Origin of the sequence: Paraglaciecola sp. 20A4 (assembly GCF_011378905.1) — a bacterium.
Classification (GTDB): Bacteria; Pseudomonadota; Gammaproteobacteria; order Enterobacterales; family Alteromonadaceae; genus Paraglaciecola.
The window spans coordinates 51,696-69,588 of record NZ_WTPY01000010.1 but is presented as its reverse complement, the minus strand read 5'-3'; the positions used below and the strand labels follow the sequence as shown (position 1 = coordinate 69,588).

At 43.1% G+C, this 17,893-nt stretch carries 13 protein-coding genes; 10 read left to right on the top strand and 3 right to left on the bottom strand.

Annotation, left to right across the window (positions count from 1 at the left end; genetic code table 11):
• Nucleotides 1-5: 5 nt before the first annotated feature.
• A complete protein-coding gene (locus GQS54_RS11835; protein ID WP_166424194.1) occupies nucleotides 6-848 on the bottom strand; it encodes a DUF2797 domain-containing protein in 843 nt (280 codons plus the stop codon).
• A gap of 478 nt (nucleotides 849-1,326) precedes the next feature.
• Here GQS54_RS11835 and GQS54_RS11830 point away from each other — a divergent pair, with 478 nt between their 5' ends.
• From GQS54_RS11830 to GQS54_RS11805, 6 genes are all read left to right on the top strand, one after another.
• Nucleotides 1,327-2,955 carry an endonuclease gene (locus GQS54_RS11830; protein WP_166424193.1) on the top strand — a complete coding sequence of 543 codons (1,629 nt, stop codon included), beginning with the start codon at nucleotides 1,327-1,329 and terminating at the stop codon, nucleotides 2,953-2,955.
• Nucleotides 2,956-3,088: 133 nt separating this feature from the next.
• A complete protein-coding gene (locus GQS54_RS11825; protein WP_166424192.1) occupies nucleotides 3,089-4,135 on the top strand; it encodes a phosphotransferase in 1,047 nt (348 codons plus the stop codon).
• A gap of 251 nt (nucleotides 4,136-4,386) precedes the next feature.
• A complete protein-coding gene (locus tag GQS54_RS11820; protein ID WP_166424191.1) occupies nucleotides 4,387-5,085 on the top strand; it encodes a hypothetical protein in 699 nt (232 codons plus the stop codon).
• A gap of 124 nt (nucleotides 5,086-5,209) precedes the next feature.
• Nucleotides 5,210-5,866, top strand: a complete 657-nt coding sequence (locus GQS54_RS11815) for a phosphatase PAP2 family protein (protein ID WP_166424190.1) — start codon at nucleotides 5,210-5,212, stop codon at nucleotides 5,864-5,866.
• 36 nt (nucleotides 5,867-5,902) lie between these two features.
• A complete protein-coding gene (locus GQS54_RS11810) occupies nucleotides 5,903-6,286 on the top strand; it encodes a diacylglycerol kinase (protein ID WP_166424189.1) in 384 nt (127 codons plus the stop codon).
• Between the two features lie 387 nt (nucleotides 6,287-6,673).
• The gene (locus GQS54_RS11805; RefSeq protein WP_166424188.1) at nucleotides 6,674-8,731 is read left to right on the top strand and encodes a bifunctional diguanylate cyclase/phosphodiesterase; all 2,058 of its coding nucleotides are present in this window, start codon (nucleotides 6,674-6,676) and stop codon (nucleotides 8,729-8,731) included.
• A gap of 154 nt (nucleotides 8,732-8,885) precedes the next feature.
• Here GQS54_RS11805 and GQS54_RS11800 read toward each other — a convergent pair whose 3' ends face one another.
• Nucleotides 8,886-10,529 carry a phosphoethanolamine--lipid A transferase gene (locus tag GQS54_RS11800; protein WP_346766573.1) on the bottom strand — a complete coding sequence of 548 codons (1,644 nt, stop codon included), beginning with the start codon at nucleotides 10,527-10,529 and terminating at the stop codon, nucleotides 8,886-8,888.
• A 258-nt stretch (nucleotides 10,530-10,787) separates the two neighbouring features.
• Between GQS54_RS11800 and GQS54_RS11795 the strand changes: the two genes are divergently transcribed.
• The 4 genes from GQS54_RS11795 (at nucleotide 10,788) to GQS54_RS11780 (ending at nucleotide 17,048) form a co-directional block, all read left to right on the top strand.
• On the top strand, nucleotides 10,788-12,536 hold the full coding sequence (locus tag GQS54_RS11795) for an ABC transporter transmembrane domain-containing protein (RefSeq protein ID WP_166424187.1): 1,749 nt from the start codon (nucleotides 10,788-10,790) through the stop codon (nucleotides 12,534-12,536).
• 69 nt (nucleotides 12,537-12,605) lie between these two features.
• A complete protein-coding gene (def, locus tag GQS54_RS11790) occupies nucleotides 12,606-13,142 on the top strand; it encodes a peptide deformylase (protein ID WP_166424186.1) in 537 nt (178 codons plus the stop codon).
• Nucleotides 13,143-13,281: 139 nt separating this feature from the next.
• Nucleotides 13,282-14,553: a lytic murein transglycosylase gene (locus GQS54_RS11785; protein ID WP_166424185.1), complete on the top strand. Its 1,272-nt coding sequence runs from the start codon at nucleotides 13,282-13,284 to the stop codon at nucleotides 14,551-14,553.
• A 170-nt stretch (nucleotides 14,554-14,723) separates the two neighbouring features.
• A complete protein-coding gene (locus GQS54_RS11780) occupies nucleotides 14,724-17,048 on the top strand; it encodes a YgiQ family radical SAM protein (protein ID WP_166424184.1) in 2,325 nt (774 codons plus the stop codon).
• Nucleotides 17,049-17,084: 36 nt separating this feature from the next.
• Here the strand turns inward: GQS54_RS11780 and GQS54_RS11775 are convergent, their stop codons facing one another.
• Nucleotides 17,085-17,600, bottom strand: coding sequence for a CHRD domain-containing protein (locus GQS54_RS11775; RefSeq protein ID WP_240919918.1), 516 nt, complete (start codon nucleotides 17,598-17,600; stop codon nucleotides 17,085-17,087).
• Nucleotides 17,601-17,893 lie beyond the last annotated feature (293 nt).

Sequence of the window (17,893 nt, the reverse complement as noted above, 5' to 3'; positions counted from 1 at the left end):
TTAGCTTATTCAGCTGTTTCAACACGTAAGTGGTAACCAGAATATTTGCGCATATTAATGACGCGATCCCCATCAAGCATCCAGTATTGGCCTTTCAACCCTTGTAATACGCCACTGAATGTTAGCTCTTTATCTAAATTAATCGATTTCACTTTTTCAGGATATTGCTCAACTGGGTAATGTATGTTCACTGCTGGCAGGTCAAGTATGTCAATGGCCTGAAAGCCATATTCATCGGTTATCTCGTCTAATTGATCTTCAATTTGGGTAATCAGATCTTCTTTTAATTGCTGTAAATCTGAGGTGTCAGGCTGACTCTTAAGCATGGTGCGCCAATTGGTTTTGTCGGCAATAAATTCCTTCATGGCGGTTTCAACCAAGCCGCTGGTTAAGCGATTCTGCACGCGCATAATCGCCATGGCTTGAGTGGCGCCTTGATCAATCCAGCGACTGGATACTTGCTCGCTGACATGACGAGTGATACCCACCTTGATGGTGCCTGTGTTGGCTAAATAAACATAATGATCGGAAAGACAATTGGCCTCTCCCCAGCGGGGCTCTCGACAGGTACCAGCGTCATAGTGGCAAAGCTCAGGTTTGATGATACAGCTATCACACTGAGCCAGTTTGGTTAGACACCGGTAGCAGTAACCTTGGTTGAAGCTCTTCTTGGTTTTTGTTTGGCAATGAATACAATTAATCAAATTGTCGAAGCTAACTTTAATCTCTTTGCCAAGCAGTGCATTCATATCGATATGTTGTTCGCCAATGGGAAGCTGATATTGTGCAAGATGCTGCGCGTCAGTGGAAACCTGCATTTTACGAATGTTGCCTTGATAAATGGTCATGATGCTCTGGTCCTGTGGGAAAATGTGTCTAAGCTTGCTTGGCAAGTCTTGTAGCCAAGCCGGTTATTGTGCCAGTTTGCAACGAATATAGCGAAATCAACCTTGGTATTTGTGTAGGGAAATAACTTTTTGCTGGGGGATATTACATATGGTTAGTAGGTACAACGGAAAACGCCATTGGCGGCGGATACTGATCACAGAGGTGGCTAGGACGACTGTGATAAGTATACGCCATCATTGCCAGTGCTCCTGGGCATTCGCCTGCAATGCCTTTTATCTCCCTTCAAATCTCAATGTATTGCCCAAATTATTCTGAATCTCCCGTCGCTCTAATGGAGCAAAAATTGACCATATGGTCTATTCTATGGTAAAAAAATTACCTGAACATTCTGTTTGTCACTGAAATATCATCAATCTCGGGCAGACTTTGATGGCCAAATTCACCGTAATAAGACGATAAACCTAAGACGAGAGCAATATGAGAAAAGTAGCCTTAATAGTATGTACCACGCTGTTTGCTAGTCACACTGCGTATGCAAACGTCGAAAATGGAAGCTTCGAAAATTGGACTGCTGGTGTGCCCGAAAGTTGGACAACCATAGACTCGGGGATCAGTCTTACTCAATCTGCCAGTCAGGTTAAAAGTGGTAATAGTTCGGCGGCGATCAGCGTAAATACAGGCTCTCAGGGTTCTACCGATTTTAGGCAAAGCGTGAATGTTGTTGCCGGACAACCTTATTCGGCCAGTGTTTGGGTTCGCCACACTGAAGGCGGTGTTAAAGCCCGTTTATATGTGAATGGTTACCGTGGTTATTCGACCGCGAATTTGGTCAATCAATGGCAACAATTGAGCTACAGTTATACGCCTAGTGCTAGTGGCAGTATTGAAGTGGGTTTGCGGTTTTATGATGGGTCAAGTTTCGATGGTTCAGAAATCGTATATGTGGACGATTTCGAACCCAATAGTGATGGCGGCTCTGCGCCTAGTGCCTGCAATAGTAATAGCGGAAGCTTTGAGTTAGTCACCGACAATTATGCCAGTGAAACGAGCTGGCAAATCACCAATAGTCAATCTGTGGTGGTAGCTTCGGGTAGCGGCTACGCTAACAATACTGGCTATAGTGAAGTACTGTGTTTGGATGACGCAAGTTATGTATTTACCATCGATGATAGCTATGGAGATGGTATATGTTGTAACGTAGGCATGGGTCAATACAGCCTTGTTTTTAACGGTGTGACATTGGCCAGCGGTAGTGATTTTGCTAGCAGTGAGTCTTCAAGTTTTACCTTGGGTACAACCTCTGGCGGTGGTGGTAATGGTGGGGGAAGTGGCGGCTTAAGCGCTTATTACGCCAGTGCGCAAGGATTAACAGGTTATAGTCTTAAATCATCTTTGTATAATATTATTAAGGGGCATACCAGCCAAGGTTACGGTGCGCTATGGACCTTTTATAATGCGCATGGGCGAGACCAATATTATGAAAATGATGGCTCAATTTTAGATATTTACTCAGAGAACCCTAGTGGCAGTGAAAGCTATACTTATACTGCGGTAAGTGACCAGTGTGGTAATTACTCAGGCGAGGGTAACTGTTACAACCGTGAGCATTCGTTCCCTAGAAGCTGGTTTGGTGGAGCCGTTGAGCCAATGAATTCTGATGTGCACCATATTTTTGCTACGGACGGCTATGTAAACTCTAAGCGCGGTAGTTATCCCTTTGGTGAGGTGGGCAGTGCAACGTTTACTTCCAGTAACGGTTCTCGCTTAGGCTCTGCCGGTGCAGGGAGTGGATTTACTGGCACTGTATTTGAACCTATCGATGAATTTAAAGGGGATATTGCGCGGGCTTATTTTTATATGGCTACTCGTTATCAGAATGTGATTGGTAACTGGCAAAGTAATAGCACCTCGTCTAATGCAGTCTTAGATGGCAGCAGCGATCGTGTCTTTGAAAGTTGGTCGCTGAATTTATTGAAAAGCTGGCATCAGCAAGACCCCGTAAGCCAAAAAGAGCTGGACCGTAATGAGGCTGCTTATTCCCATCAAGGTAACCGTAATCCCTTTATTGATTATTCTCAATTCGTCAGCGAAATATGGGGTCAGTAAGAATTCGTTTTACCCAGTAAATTATCTTATTAGTCAATTATCAGGGGCGTTATTCGCCCCTTTTTCAGTTCTATAGCATTTGTTATGCTTGAACAACACGCTAAGAAACATCGTAAAAGGGCATAGGAGGAGTATGGACACACTAGTCTTGCAACAGATTCAGCGCTACTGCGATGATCCCCAGCTGTATAAAGTGCAAACGTTGCAAAAATTGTGGAGTAATTATGGTGAAATTGCCCGCTATTACAGTCCTAAATGTGATAAAAATATCATTGTTAAACATATTAAACCGCCATCTAAAGTTAATCATCCACGGGGCTGGCACAGTGATGTGGGACATCAGCGCAAAGTCGATTCATATCGAATCGAGGCTGATTTTTATCAGTATTATGCTGTGTTTTGTTATGACGACTGTTACGTGCCTGATTATATCGCGCTAATTAAAGACACTGTGCATACCGAGCAGCAAACACTGTTGATGGAAGACCTAACATCCAGTGGTTTTTGCCTGACATTTCATACGGCAAGCGACGAGCAAGTTAAGATTGTATTGCACTGGCTAGCGCATTTTCATGGCCGTTTTTTACAAATGACTACGCCCGAACTGTGGCCTGTGGGAAGTTATTGGTATTTAACGACCCGCCAAGCTGAATACAACGCGATGCCGGCCGGGCTATTGAAAGATAGTGCCCAACAAATAGATAAGGCGTTGGGCAGTGCGCGTTTTAAAACCCTTTTACATGGTGACGCCAAATTAGCTAATTTTTGTTTTAGTGATGATGGGCGTGTGGCGGCAGTAGATTTTCAATACGTTGGTCGAGGAGCTGGTATCAAAGACGTGATGTACTTTTTGGGCAGTTGTTTAGCTGAACAACAATTGTGGGCAAAACACGATGAGTATATTGACTACTACTTCGCGCAGCTAAAAAACGTATTACTGCAAGGCAATGTGACCAAAACAGGCGAGGATAACGTTAATGCCGACAACGGTAGCAAGCACGCCATCGAGGCTCCCGAGCCTGATAATACGGTTTGGATAGATGAATTAGAGCAAGAATGGCGAACGTTGCTCCCGTTAGCTTGGGCTGATTTTAATCGTTTCCTGCAAGGCTGGAGCCCCGGACACGTCAAGATAAATGACTTTATGCAAGCGCAGACGACGTTAGCGCTGACAGGGTAAGGTTTATCTTATCGCACGCATATATTTATTTTCGATTAGGTGCTGGAAAATGTTAAATGGAACACGATGGGGTATCTCGGTCTTGCGTTTACCACCATAGGGGTTATGTAATCCGCTATTATGATTGAATACCAGCAAAAACCAGTACACCATCAAGAAACTGGCTAGGGTGATCATCGCGTTTGCTTATCTTCGCTGATGATGAATTTACTTTAGCCCAACTATTTTAAACCACTAAAACCTAGCCAATTATGAATAAATCGCTACTTGTCGCTAATATCCAGCGCGCATTAAAAGTCAATTTCATTCCTGCGATATGCTTGCAAATTATCGCTTTAGGCATTGGCTTTAGTTATTTTTATTGGCCAGCGAGTCTGCCGGTATTTAATTTTTTTGGTCAGTTAAAAGCACAACATGGCGCTAACTATGCAGTGGTATCAACGGCTTTGTTTGGCGGGCTATTACCCTATTTATACTTATTAAGTGTGGGGCAGATTAGCTTTAAACCTAAACGTCAGTTGCTCTTTTATTGTGCTCTGTGGGCAATCATGGGCTGGTTGGTGGATACCTTCTATGGCTTGCAAATTACCTTATTTGGTAACGATACGGACATTGCCACTCTTATAAAGAAAACCGCCTTTGATCAGTTTGTGTTTAGTGCCTTACTGACGTGTCCATTTTTGACATTAAGTTATCAGTTTAAAGATGCGCAATTTAGTTTTGAAGCTTTTTTACAGACCCTAAATAAGCGTTTGTTTCTACTTTATCTACCGACAACTATAGTGACAAATTGGTTAGTTTGGATCCCCGCGGTTTTGCTTATATATCTTATGCCGCCAGTATTGCAGATCCCCCTTTTTAACCTTGTCTTATGCTTTTTTGTATTGGTCCTTGCCATGTTGAACTCAGATCCAAAAGCGACTTCTGCCTCCACTCAAGCGCTACCTTAAGTCATCTTCCTAAGTCTGTGTTAATAATTGCCATGTAAACTGGGATCGTTGTGTAATCCTTAGGGTTAGTATTTTGGCGCGCTTATTTTCAATTATTTTTTTCCTCAGTTTAGGGCTGCTGCTTATGGTGACCCTTCAACTCAGTGGCATTGATGAATGGTTAGCGACAAAGCTGTATGTTTATACTGATCATTGGCAGTCTAAAAATAATTGGTGGCTAGACGCCGTTGCCCATAAAGGCGGACGATATTTGGTGATCATTATGATGCTATCGTTCTTGAGCCTGACGACTGCTAGTTATTGGTGGGCTTTATGGCAACCGTGGCAGCGCAAGGTCGGGGCGTATGTGTGCGTCGCGACTTTAAGTGCTATTGGCATCGTGTCGTTTTTAAAAGGCGTAACGACGTTACCTTGCCCTTGGGATATCCAAGGATTGGGTGGAAATAGACCACCAGTTTATCTGTACGATATATTTGCTAGTGATTTAGTCACTGGGCATTGTTTTCCTGCGGGTCATGCCTCTGGTGGTTATGCCTTTTTTAGCCTGTATTTTGCTGCTAAGGTTTGGCGGCGTCATTCATTTCAATCCTCATCTAACAATCTCTGGTTTTTGCCAGGAGCAGTGCTTGGGGCTGTATTTGGTATCGACCAGCAATTACGCGGAGCACATTTTTTATCTCATGATATTGCCAGTGCACTTATTTGCTGGAGTGTTTGCGCGTTACTTTATTGGGGCTTTTTCATCCGAGGTGAACTCACTCACGTCAATATAAATCACTGATACATTCTGTTATTTCTTCTTCAACAATAGGTATATATGTATATTCCATCAAATAAACTAAATGGGACTGGCTGGCGCCGGATTGCTAAAGCCACGCAGTGTTCTTTTCAAGGTTTTAAAGCGGCGTGGTTATTCGAATCGGCATTTAGGCAAGAACTCATATTGTGTGCGCTATTATTGCCTTGCTCATTGATACTTAAACAATCCGCATTTCATTGGCTAGCCTTAATCATCAGTTTGCTATTTTTGTTGTTCGCAGAAATGATTAACTCTGCATTGGAAGCTTTGGCCGACAGTATATCCCTTGATCATCATCCTCTTATTGGCCGTGCCAAAGATATGGGCTCGTCTGGGGTCTTTATCGCTATGTTTATTGTCTTGTTGGTCTGGGGAGAAGCGCTTTGGCGATATATAGTTTAGGCGCGCTAGAGCATTCAATTGAAGGTCACAGAGTTCAAATCGCCGCCTAACGGTGAAGCATTTTGGATTACTATCGCCTAAACGCCCCTTTTATGTATAAAGATTGCGCTTTAACAGGTGTTTTGTTGTTAATAAATAATTAAACACATGGACATCTCGATAAATCTGGTGGTTAATTTATTGACCTCCTATTTCTTCTAGATTACAGTTCGAAATCAGTCTGTTGCGCATTGCATAGATCATATATAGCGTTTATCCTTTCAGTATTATTACTAAGCATTTTTGTTATCAAATTCTTGTTTTAAGACGCAATATAGATTATTAATTTATGTAGCGAGATAGAACATTGTTTATTCCGTCAAATCAATAGGCAGTTAATTTAGCGATATGTTAATCCCTGAAAAAGCCATAAAAGATGCTGTTTATCAATTATTTGATACGGTGGATGTTCTTTCAGTGCAAGGATACGATGAAGAGCGCAGGGTTATTTATTGGAATTTGGGTAGCGAATTACTTTACGGTTACACCGAAAAAGAAGCCCTAGGCAAAAAACTAGAAGACATCATTTTCCCTGAGTATATGCGTCAATTTGTTGTCTCTGCGCACAAAGATTGGCTCGAACGGGGTATCAAAATTCCTGCAGCTGAAATCACGTTGTGCAATAAAAGTGGTGATGATGTAAGCGTCTTTTCAAGTCATGTATTGTTTACCAATGAATATAACAAACACGAAATGTACTGTATTGATATTAACTTGGCAGAGGTAAGACAGGCCCAAGCTCAAGCGAAATTTAAAGAAAATATGCTTGAAGCTGTGTTTGAAGCGACGCCTGACAGGTTTTTCTTAATAGAAGAAGATGGCACTATCATTGATTATCACGCGGGCGATAACAAAGATCTCTACGCTACACCAAAGGAATTTATTGGTAAAACGATAAAAGACTTATTTCCTGATAAGGTCGCTAGAAAGTTTAAAGTTTACAACACAAAAGCAATGTCTCATGGGGGAGGGGCGAGTTTTGAGTATGAGTTAACTATGCCGAATGGCGTGAGTTACTTTGAAGCGAGACTTAGCCACTTAAAAGCATTTAAGCAAGTCGTGATCATTGTTCGAGATATTACTGAACAACATAAAGCAGCGGAAAAAATACGGCAACATGCATATTTTGACAGCTTAACCTTATTACCCAATCGTTTTTTATCCCTCGACCGTTTAACGCAAATGATTGAGGAAGCGAAAAGAAATCGCGAAAAAGTCGCGTTACTGTTTTTAGATTTAGATGATTTTAAAAAGGTAAATGATTCATTAGGCCATGAAGTGGGCGATAAACTGCTGATAGAGGCCTCCAATAGATTAACACTCGCATTACGCAGAGCAGACACTGTCGGCCGTTTAGGGGGCGATGAGTTTATTGTGTTGCTACGCGCGTTGGCAAATGATCGTGACGCAATTGAGATTGCTGAACATTTACTCAAAATATTTCGTGAACCTTTTCAAATTGATGGCAAAGAGCTCATTTTGACCTTAAGTATCGGCATAGTTACCTATCCTGAAAACGGTAATAGTACCTCTGATTTGCTGCGTAATGCCGACGCCGCAATGTATCAATCAAAATTATTAGGACGTAATACCTATTCATTTTTTACCAAAAAAATGAACGACATTATGTTACGCCGTTTTGAAATAGAGGGGCAGATGAGTCATGCGTTAGAAAATAACGAATTTGAAGTCTATTATCAGCCCAAAATTGATGTCAAAAATGGACGAGTGGTTGGTGCCGAAGCCTTACTTCGCTGGCGCAATCCAACCTTAGGTAATGTGACGCCAGATGAGTTTATTCCTATCGCGGAACATACCGGCTTAATTGTGCCTATTGGTAAGTATGTTGTTGAGCAGGCCCTCAAATTTTTAAATGAGTGGCGAAACGTTCATCAACGAAATTACACCATGGCGGTTAATCTATCTCCGCGACAATTTAGAGATAAAGAGCTCATTAGTTTTATCAAAAAATCCCTTAGTGAAGAAGGTATTAAACCTAATAGCTTAGAATTTGAAATTACCGAAGGGATCTTAATGATCGGTAACTCTTATATTGATGATGCGTTAGATGAAATCAATAAGCTGGGAGTCAAATTATCAATGGATGATTTTGGAACAGGGTATTCATCATTAAGTTATTTACGCCAATATTCGTTTGATATATTAAAAATAGACCGAAGTTTTATTAACGGAATAACTTTGAAAAAAGAAGATTTTGACCTCGTAAAAGCAACCATAGCCATGGCCCACAGTTTGGATTTATTGGTGGTGGCTGAAGGCGTTGAAACCCACGAACAACTCAAGTTATTAGGTGAACTCGGGTGCGACTTAATACAAGGGTATTATTTTAGTCGCCCCTTACCGGCTAAAGAGATGATTAATTTTCAGTTCGCTACAAACGGCTAATATAATCTACGGGGATGATATTCACTGGGTACTTGTCTACTAATATATCTTAATCGTCTAGCCTCGTTTCGGGCATAAATAGAGATACTAGGCCGCATCCTAGCTGCTTGTTTATATCGAGGGTCTTCTCTTCTTCATTAGCCCATTTCTCAATCTAATCTTCTGCTTTTATACCCAGTAACGGAGGTGCGGGCGTTACTTCAACATCAGAATCTACCTCTAGACTCAGTAAAATTGCCTGAGCGAGAGCATCATGAGAGTTGGGTATGTCTTTCAAGGTACGGGTTTTATCAATGTCGATATCTGATGACGAACCAGCCCAGACCATAAGTGGCACATGAGTCTGTGCTTCAGGAGCGAACATATATGGCATGCCATGCAGATATACATTGTTTTCGCCTAGCGATTCGCCATGATCGCTCACGTAAATCATAGCGGTTTCATAGCGAGGCGTATTGTGCTTCAAAAAGCCAATGACTTTCGTTAAAAAGTAATCTGTATACAGAATAGTATTGTCGTAGGCGTTAATGATTTCTTGATTAGTACACATTGATAATTCACTGGTTTGACAAGCAGGGGTAAATTTTTCAAACGTTGAAGGGTAACGCTTACTGTATGCTGGTCCATGGCTACCCATTTGATGCAGCACAATCAATATATCCTGTTGTTGGGCGTCGATATACTCCTGTAACCCATAGAGCATTCCTTCGTCCCTACACTCATCGTTACATACTGGATTGGTGTCTTGGTTTTTGAAACTCACGTAAGGCACGCGGTCGGCGACGCCTTTTGAATCAGAGTTATTGTCGCGCCACAATACACTAATATCCGCTTTTGCAACGATATCGAGAACATTCTCTGTGGTCTTACTGTTGCCGACATCAAATCCCTCTCGGCCTATGATCGAAAACATACACGGGACAGATATAGCTGTTGATGTGCCGCAGCTACTGATTTGGCTAAATGATACTAGGTCGCTTTCTTTGGCCAGTAGTGGGTTGGTTTCACGGGTATAGCCATTTAATGAAAAATGATCGGCTCGGGCTGTTTCCCCCACGACGACTATCACTAACTCACGATGTAAGTCTGTATCAGGAATAGCGGCTCGGCTTGTTTCAAATACAAAATCAGTGGCTGACACTGAGCGCAAATTCTGTAAGGCCAGTGCGGCAAAAGAATATATGGGTTGAACGGGGTTGCTGTAATAACGAATAGGTTTGTGTTCTCGGAAGAAGCTGGCGTATTGGCCACTAAAGGTAAATAAATTAGCGACGATAATCGCAACACTGCTAAGCAAGGTAATGCCGGTGAAAACAGATCGGCGTTTAATATCTTTTAACTTTGCTTGTTTTTTAATGGTGATGGCGTTAAAAAATATAACGGGCAGTACACCGAGTAGCGTAACGTGACCTAACATACCGACATTGAATAGATCGGTTGCTTCAGCGGTATTGGTCGCGAACATATTGCGGATCATTTCCACGTCAAATATAACGCCGAAGCCGTCAGTGAAATAACTGCATATTGCACCCGTAAGCAAAACGATTGATATGGCTAGTTTAACTGGCATAAACCAGTTAAACAGGACACATATTATACTGGTCAGTGCCCATAGCGTCATTCCCACCGAGCCTATAAATAACGCGTTTTCAGGCCAAGGATATATTGCCTCTAAGTGGTTGAAAAATGTGCTATTTCCAGTAAGTGTAACAAATAACGCGCCAAGTACTATCGCTAGCTGGGGGCTAAACTGACATTTCTGCATTATCTGTATAGGGTGTTTAATTATGCTTATCACGATACAAACCGGAGGTGTTGAACTTTCATACTGCTAGTCACCACGTTATTCAGCACTCGATAATCGCTAGAGTGACAGTTGAGCGTGCAGGCATCTTAGTCTTGCCAACTTAACATTATCTTAAGGCGTTATTTAAATTTGTACTAAGCGCCCCCAGATCCATTCAAGTACTTTTTTGTAAAACGTTAGTTTTAGTCAAACGTTAAGTAACAAGCTGATTAGCCGTTACTTTTATCTATTTAGATTATTAGGACGCCTGTGAAATCCGTTAAAACTGTTACCTTAATGCGTTGGTTATTTGGCCAGCTTGCTCCCTATAAAGCCAAAGTAATTTGCGCCATTATCGCCTTGATAATTGGTTCGGGCTCTTGGTTATTGCTCGGTCAAGGCGTAAAAGTGGTCGTTGATGAAGGCTTTGTGGCGAATAATGCCGATAAGCTTAATCAAATGATGCTTATCGTTATGGCGATAGCACTGATTGGCAGCGTAGCTGCATATTTTCGTTTCTATTTAATGATTTGGTTAGGAGAGCGTGTTAGTGCTGATATTCGCCAATCGGTGTATGCGCATTTACTGACATTGCCCCCCGCATTTTTTGAAAAAACACGCACCGGGGAGGTCATTTCACGATTTACCAGTGATACAACTGTCTTACAATCAGTCGTGGGTATGGGTTTATCAATGGCGCTAAGGGCAAGCATCACCTTTATTGGCGCCTTACTGTTAATGCTGGTCACCAGCCCCATGTTAACGTTATATGTGTTAATTGCTGTGCCTATTGTATTGCTTCCCATTCGGATTTTCGGCACAAAAGTGCGTTATTACGCCCGTACCAGCCAAGACAGAGTCGCTGATTTAGGGGCTTACGTTGACGAGTCGCTACATGAAATACATACCGTTCAAGCCTATTCACATGAATATTTAGATAAAAGCATGTTCGAAGGGCGGGTAGAAGATGTGATGCTGGCGGCAAAAAGTAGAATTCATTTTAGGGCGTTATTGGTATCTTGCATCATGGGTATCAGTATCACTGCCATTACTATTGTTGCATGGCTTGGGGCGCAGCAAGTTTTGAACAGTAGTTTAAGTGCTGGCGAGTTAACCGCTTTTATGTTTTATGCGGTAATGGCAGGTGGGGCAGTCGCCACAATCAGTGAAGTGATCGGAGAAATACAAAAAGCGGCGGGGGCGAGTGAGCGACTAATGGAGCTGCTTAACACCAATAGCGCAGTAATAGAGCCTTTGACCCCAGAGTTATTACCTAAAATCGTATCCGGTAACCTTACACTTTCTCAGGTTGATTTTGTTTATCCAACGGGAGAGGGCGTATTAGCACTGCAACAAATAAGTTTAGCCATTGAGGCCGGTGAGCGTATAGCGTTGGTGGGACCTAGCGGAGCGGGGAAATCAAGTTTGTTTCAATTACTGTTGCGTTTCTATGATATTCAAGCCGGGCAGATAACCCTTGAAGGAGTGGACATCACCCAACTGGCCCTAGATACTCTGCGTCGACAATTCGCCCTTGTGCCTCAAGAATCCGTCATTTTTGCTACTAGTGTGGCTGACAATATTCGTTATGGACGTCCTGATGCAAGTGATGAAGAGGTGCAAGCTGCTGCCAAAGCGGCCAGAGCTGAGGAATTTATTCAGCTGCTGCCTGACGGTTATCAAACTTACTTGGGGGAACGGGGTGTGCGGCTCTCGGGGGGGCAGAAACAGCGTATTTCAATTGCACGAGCGATTCTAGCTGACCGACCAATCTTATTACTTGATGAAGCGACCAGTTCACTTGATGCAGCAAATGAGCAATATATTAAACTAGCGCTAGATGAACTAATGCGCGGTAAAACCACCTTAATTATTGCTCATCGATTGTCTACCGTGATCAACGCAGATCGTATTGTTGTTATGGATCAGGGCAAAATTGTGGCGATTGGCAAGCACCAACATTTGATTGAGAATAATGCACTGTATCGAGAATTTGCTCAGTTGCAGTTGGTCAGTTAAATATCAGTGCGTTAGTGTAAACCGCATACAATAACGCTGTACGAATCAATGTATATCGAGAACATTTATATGAAAATTGCTCAAGTGGGAGAACCCATACTGCGTAGCATGGCCAAACCTGTTACTGACAGCGAAATTAACAACGCAGCCTTGCAAACCTTTATTGACGACTTAATGCAGACCATGCAAGTAGCCAATGGGGTAGGTATTGCGGCGCCACAGGTTTTTGACGAACGTGCCGTAATGATTATTGCATCACGACCTAGCCCGCGGTATCCCGATGCGCCAAACATGGCACCCCTAGTACTGATTAACCCAAAAGTGATACACAGCGCTAACGAAACCGTAAAAGATTGGGAAGGGTGTTTGTCGGTTCCTGGTTTACGAGGTTATATCCGCCGAGCACAGTGGGTAGAAATTGAGTATCAAACCCGAGAAGGTGAGCCAGTTACCCTGCGATTAGAAGGCTTTGTGGCACGAATTTTTTTACACGAATATGATCACTTGATTGGTAAAACGTGGCTTGACCATGTGGAAGCCAACACTGACATTATGGCTGAATCAGTTTGGCGACGTGTTATTGCAGGGATTGAAGACGACAGTTAGTATGTCTGCGTTGATATATCATGGGGGTAAATAAAGCTGAATTTGTGTAGGTAAACTCTGCCCAAATCTGTTAATTTCCGCTAGTGATTTAGCATGATACCCCATGGTTTCAGGTATTTATAATGAGTGAGAGTATAAGTTGCATACAGTGTTAAGTAGATATTCGGTTATTGGTTTGTTGTCGCTGATGGGTAGCATGAGTCTACCGGTCTATTCACAGGTGTCTTCTAACGATAAACCTCAAGAAGAGGTTGCTGATGGGAACAGTCCTCGTGAGCTTTTTGATCAATGCGTGATTGAGCTGCAAAGCCAAGCTAAAACGGCTGGCGTATCAACGCGGGTGACTCAGGACGTATTGGGTAACGCAAAATATAAAGAAAAAATTATTTCGCTGGATCGCAATCAGCCAGAATTCGTGCAAACGTTTACCGATTATTTTGATAAGCGCGTGAATACATGGCGTATTGAGAAAGGCCAACAAATGATGGCTAAACATCGCGCGTTCCTCGCTCAGTTGAATAAAGAATACGGTGTACCTGCACAATATTTATTAGCTTTTTGGGGGCTCGAAACTAATTTCGGATCCTACAAAGGTAAAAGTCCGGTGATTGATTCTTTGGTGACATTGGCGTGCGATAATCGCCGGAGCCGTTATTTTTCTAGTGAATTGATGCAAGCCTTACTTCTTATCGATCGTGAAAAATTAGATGATCAGCAAATGGTTGGCTCATGGGCTGGGGCAATGGGGCATACTCAATTTATGCCATCGGCTTATATGAAATATGCGGTAGATGGTGATAAAGATGGGCAGATAAATCTGTGGGATAGTGAGAAAGACGCCCTCGCATCAGCTGCTAACTTCTTAAAAAATTTGGGGTGGCAGTCAGGATATAAATGGGGGCGGGAAGTTAGTTTACCTGCATCGTTTAATTATTTACTGGCCGGTAAAAACGACCCGAAGCCGTTATCCATTTGGAATACAGCGGGCGTCACGCGTACCGATGGTAAGGCTATCGGTACAGGCGATATTAAGGGCGCATTGTTAGTCCCTGCGGGCCATGACGGACCAGCATTTTTAGCCTATAAAAACTTTAACGTGATCTTGCGTTGGAATAACTCTGAATATTACGGCATTGCCGTTGGGCATCTTGCTGATCGAATTGCTGGACTAGGTACGCTCTCAAAACCATTGCCGCATTTGCCGAGTTACACAGTGGATGAAATGCGCCAGTTGCAAGACAAATTAAATGAGCTGGGTTTTGATGTGGGTAAGGCTGACGGTATTTTAGGTCCCGGTACTCGCAGTGGTATTCGGCAATTTCAACTTTCCCAGGACATGATTGCAGACGGTTATCCTGCCCGTAATGTGTTCGATGCCTTAATGAGCCAGCCGTTACCAACTAACTCTTAGGTTAGTGTTTTGATAGCCTTAATGCCCATCGATTTTGATGGGCATGTACACTCTATGTCACCGCGTCTTTAATTCCCTTTTTCGAACGACTTTACTGGGCTAAAAAGCACTTTAGGTATATACTCCTGCGGTCAAATTTTAAGCACATTTTTATTTTTTTGTGGAGTTGTATGTCCAACCTGAGTCAACCTGTCGCCAAATCGCCTGTTAAACGCCAACCTGTAGGGCGTATGAAAGCCGAACGCGGCCTTTTTTCTTATCCCAAGTATTGGGCTGAGTGTTTTGGCCCTGCGCCATTTTTACCCATGTCACGCAAAGAAATGGACATCTTAGGTTGGGATAGCTGCGATATTATTATTGTGACTGGGGATGCATATGTTGATCACCCTAGTTTCGGTATGGCGGTGATTGGTCGTGTGCTTGAGTCTCAAGGATTCCGTGTGGGGATTATTTCCCAGCCAGATTGGACCAATAAGAATGACTTTATGCAGCTCGGTGAGCCTAACCTATTTTTTGGTGTAACCGCAGGTAATATGGACTCCATGATCAATCGTTACACTGCTGAGCGTAAACTGCGTCATGACGATGCCTATACGGCTAACAATGAAGGAGGCAAACGCCCTGATCGCGCGGTAACCGTTTACACCCAGCGGTGTAAAGAAGCTTATAAAAAACCTGTCGTCATTGGTGGTATAGAGGCGAGTTTACGACGTATTGCTCATTACGATTATTGGTCAGATAAAGTACGTCGCTCTGTATTATTTGATTCTAAAGCCGATATGCTCATGTTTGGTAACGCTGAACGGCCATTGCTTGAAATGGCACACCGCTTTGCTGCGGGTGAAACCATCGAGCAAATGCAGGATATTCGCGGTACTGCTGTTATTCGCAAAGAACCGCTGCCTGGTTGGCAAGGGGTTGATTCAACGCATCTTGATAGCATTGGAAAAATTGATCCCGTCATTAGTCCCTATGAGATGATTGAAGACAAGTGCGCAATCTCTTCTGAAGCTGAAAAACAGGCTGCTATTGAAGAGCAAAAAGCTCAGCCGATTGTGGTACAACCTTTTACCTCAAAAACCCAAAGACGCAAACCGTGGGATAAAACCTATGTGTTATTGCCGCCCTATGATGTGGTTCGCGCTGAAAAAACCCATTACGCACACACTTCTCGCATCTTGCATAAAGAAACCAATCCAGGTTGTGCCCGTGCCTTGGCGCAGAGACATGGCGATAGAATTATTTGGATTAATCCACCTGCTTATCCACTTGAAACCGAAGAAATGGATGCCGTATTCGATTTACCCTATGCCCGAGTACCACACCCTAGCTACGGCAAAGCCAAAATACCCGCTTACGACATGATAAAAACCTCGGTGAATATTATGCGTGGTTGTTTCGGCGGTTGCACATTTTGCTCGATCACTGAGCATGAGGGGCGGGTGATACAAAGTCGCTCTGAAGAATCGATTATTCGAGAAATAGAACAAATTCGTGACAAAGTGCCTGGTTTTACCGGCGTTATTTCAGACTTGGGCGGACCTACCGCAAACATGTATAAATTGCGCTGTAAAAGTCCTAAGGCTGAACAGGCGTGTCGCCGTTTATCCTGTGTGTGGCCAGAAATTTGCGGCCATCTAGATACAGACCAAACGCCTACAGTAGAGCTGTATCGTAAAGCCCGAAAGGTCGAAGGTGTTAAAAAGGTTCTGATTGCATCTGGCGTGCGCTACGATTTAGCCATTGAAGATCCTAATTATGTACGTGAACTGGTGACCCATCATGTAGGTGGTTATCTTAAAATTGCCCCTGAGCACACTGAAAAAGCGCCGCTTGATAAAATGATGAAGCCGGGCATGGGTACCTATGACCGCTTTAAAGAAATGTTCGACAAATACACCAAAGAAGCCGGCAAAGATCAGTACCTCATCCCGTATTTTATCTCTGCCCATCCAGGCACTGAAGATGAAGATATGTTGAATCTGGCGCTATGGTTAAAAGAGCGTAATTTTAAATTAGATCAAGTGCAAAACTTCTATCCATCGCCGATGGCAAATGCCACAACTATGTATCACACGGGTAAAAACCCAATCCATAAAGTGACGCATAAGAGTGAAGATGTGTCGATCCCTAAAGGTGAAATTCATCGTCGTCTGCATCGGGCATTCTTGCGTTACCACGATCCGGTCAACTGGCCATTATTGCGTAAGACATTGACCGAGATGGGTAAGGCATACCTGATTGGAAATGGCGCGCAGTGCTTAGTGCCGGCAGAGGGGCGTAACGAGCTTAAAGGGCGCGATCACAAAGAATACGCAAAACGCGCAGCGAATAAAGCTTACGCTAAAGGCAAAGGATCTCATTCGCCTAACGCCAAAAAGGCGCAACAAGGATTGACCCGCTTTAGTGATAATCAACCGCACAATAAAGCGGCTGCCGCCGACGCCACTAGCCGCAAGAAATCTAAGCCTAATGCTAAAAGCCACGCTAAATAAGTGTGACTTTTGGTAACGTGATAGACAATGTTTGACTTATTGACGGCGGCGGCGCAAGTATACTAGCGCTGCCAATGGCAACATTAATAATGAAAACGCGCCTGGCGTAGAGACCTCCCGTAACACTTGACCACGTATTTCGCCGCCGCCATAGGTCGCTGTGTGTATATTTATATACCACATTCCAGCCAGTAAATCGGTTGCTTGCTGATTTGATAATAGTGCATTGCCCATGGATGGGTTTATGGTGCTATCGAGAGCTAATTGAACCCCTGCATTTTGCATGGGTGTTGCCGGACCATGAAAATGGGCCGCAGTTACGTCAGCCAAGCCGGTCCAACTGACCATCCAAGAAAAGTCATTCGTTATATCGTCAAGCCACATATTCGCTACGCCGGTTGCTAAGCTGCCGGTACCGTTTCCCGCATTGGCCTGAAGCCCATCAATCGCGGCAGAAAAAGAAATTAAGCTGGCTTTTGCCGGAGCAATAGCCATCACTGTCATGAGCATGACTAACTGTAAAAATCGAGCTGAGCTGGTAAATTTGAACATAGTGTTAAGTCTCCGGTAATTTCAATTCGGACAACAAGTACTTGGTTTTATGGCATCAAGACGTAATAAATTGAGTTAAGTTAAAATGCCCAATATGGGATTTTGTATGCTAAGTAATATTAAACATATACCGAGGAACAGCACATATTAGGCCAAACCCAAAATAGGGTATTATTTCAATTACTTAAATTTATGACTTAATTCTTAGTCAACATAGATGTAAGAAATTTCGACATTTAATAGGGTAAATGGGCGGTGTACTGTTGTTGGGCGAGGCTTTACTAATCCACATG

What these genes read in the sequence shown, in the direction of transcription:
- GQS54_RS11820 (WP_166424191.1), top strand. Translation starts at nt 4,387, where the DNA reads ATGAATAAATCGCTACTTGTCGCTAATATCCAGCGCGCATTAAAAGTC.
- GQS54_RS11825 (WP_166424192.1), top strand. Translation starts at nt 3,089, where the DNA reads ATGGACACACTAGTCTTGCAACAGATTCAGCGCTACTGCGATGATCCC.
- def (WP_166424186.1), top strand. Translation starts at nt 12,606, where the DNA reads ATGAAAATTGCTCAAGTGGGAGAACCCATACTGCGTAGCATGGCCAAA.
- GQS54_RS11815 (WP_166424190.1), top strand. Translation starts at nt 5,210, where the DNA reads ATGGTGACCCTTCAACTCAGTGGCATTGATGAATGGTTAGCGACAAAG.
- GQS54_RS11805 (WP_166424188.1), top strand. Translation starts at nt 6,674, where the DNA reads ATGTTAATCCCTGAAAAAGCCATAAAAGATGCTGTTTATCAATTATTT.
- GQS54_RS11810 (WP_166424189.1), top strand. Translation starts at nt 5,903, where the DNA reads ATGTATATTCCATCAAATAAACTAAATGGGACTGGCTGGCGCCGGATT.
- GQS54_RS11830 (WP_166424193.1), top strand. Translation starts at nt 1,327, where the DNA reads ATGAGAAAAGTAGCCTTAATAGTATGTACCACGCTGTTTGCTAGTCAC.
- GQS54_RS11780 (WP_166424184.1), top strand. Translation starts at nt 14,724, where the DNA reads ATGTCCAACCTGAGTCAACCTGTCGCCAAATCGCCTGTTAAACGCCAA.
- GQS54_RS11775 (WP_240919918.1), bottom strand. Translation starts at nt 17,600, where the DNA reads ATGTTCAAATTTACCAGCTCAGCTCGATTTTTACAGTTAGTCATGCTC.
- GQS54_RS11835 (WP_166424194.1), bottom strand. Translation starts at nt 848, where the DNA reads ATGACCATTTATCAAGGCAACATTCGTAAAATGCAGGTTTCCACTGAC.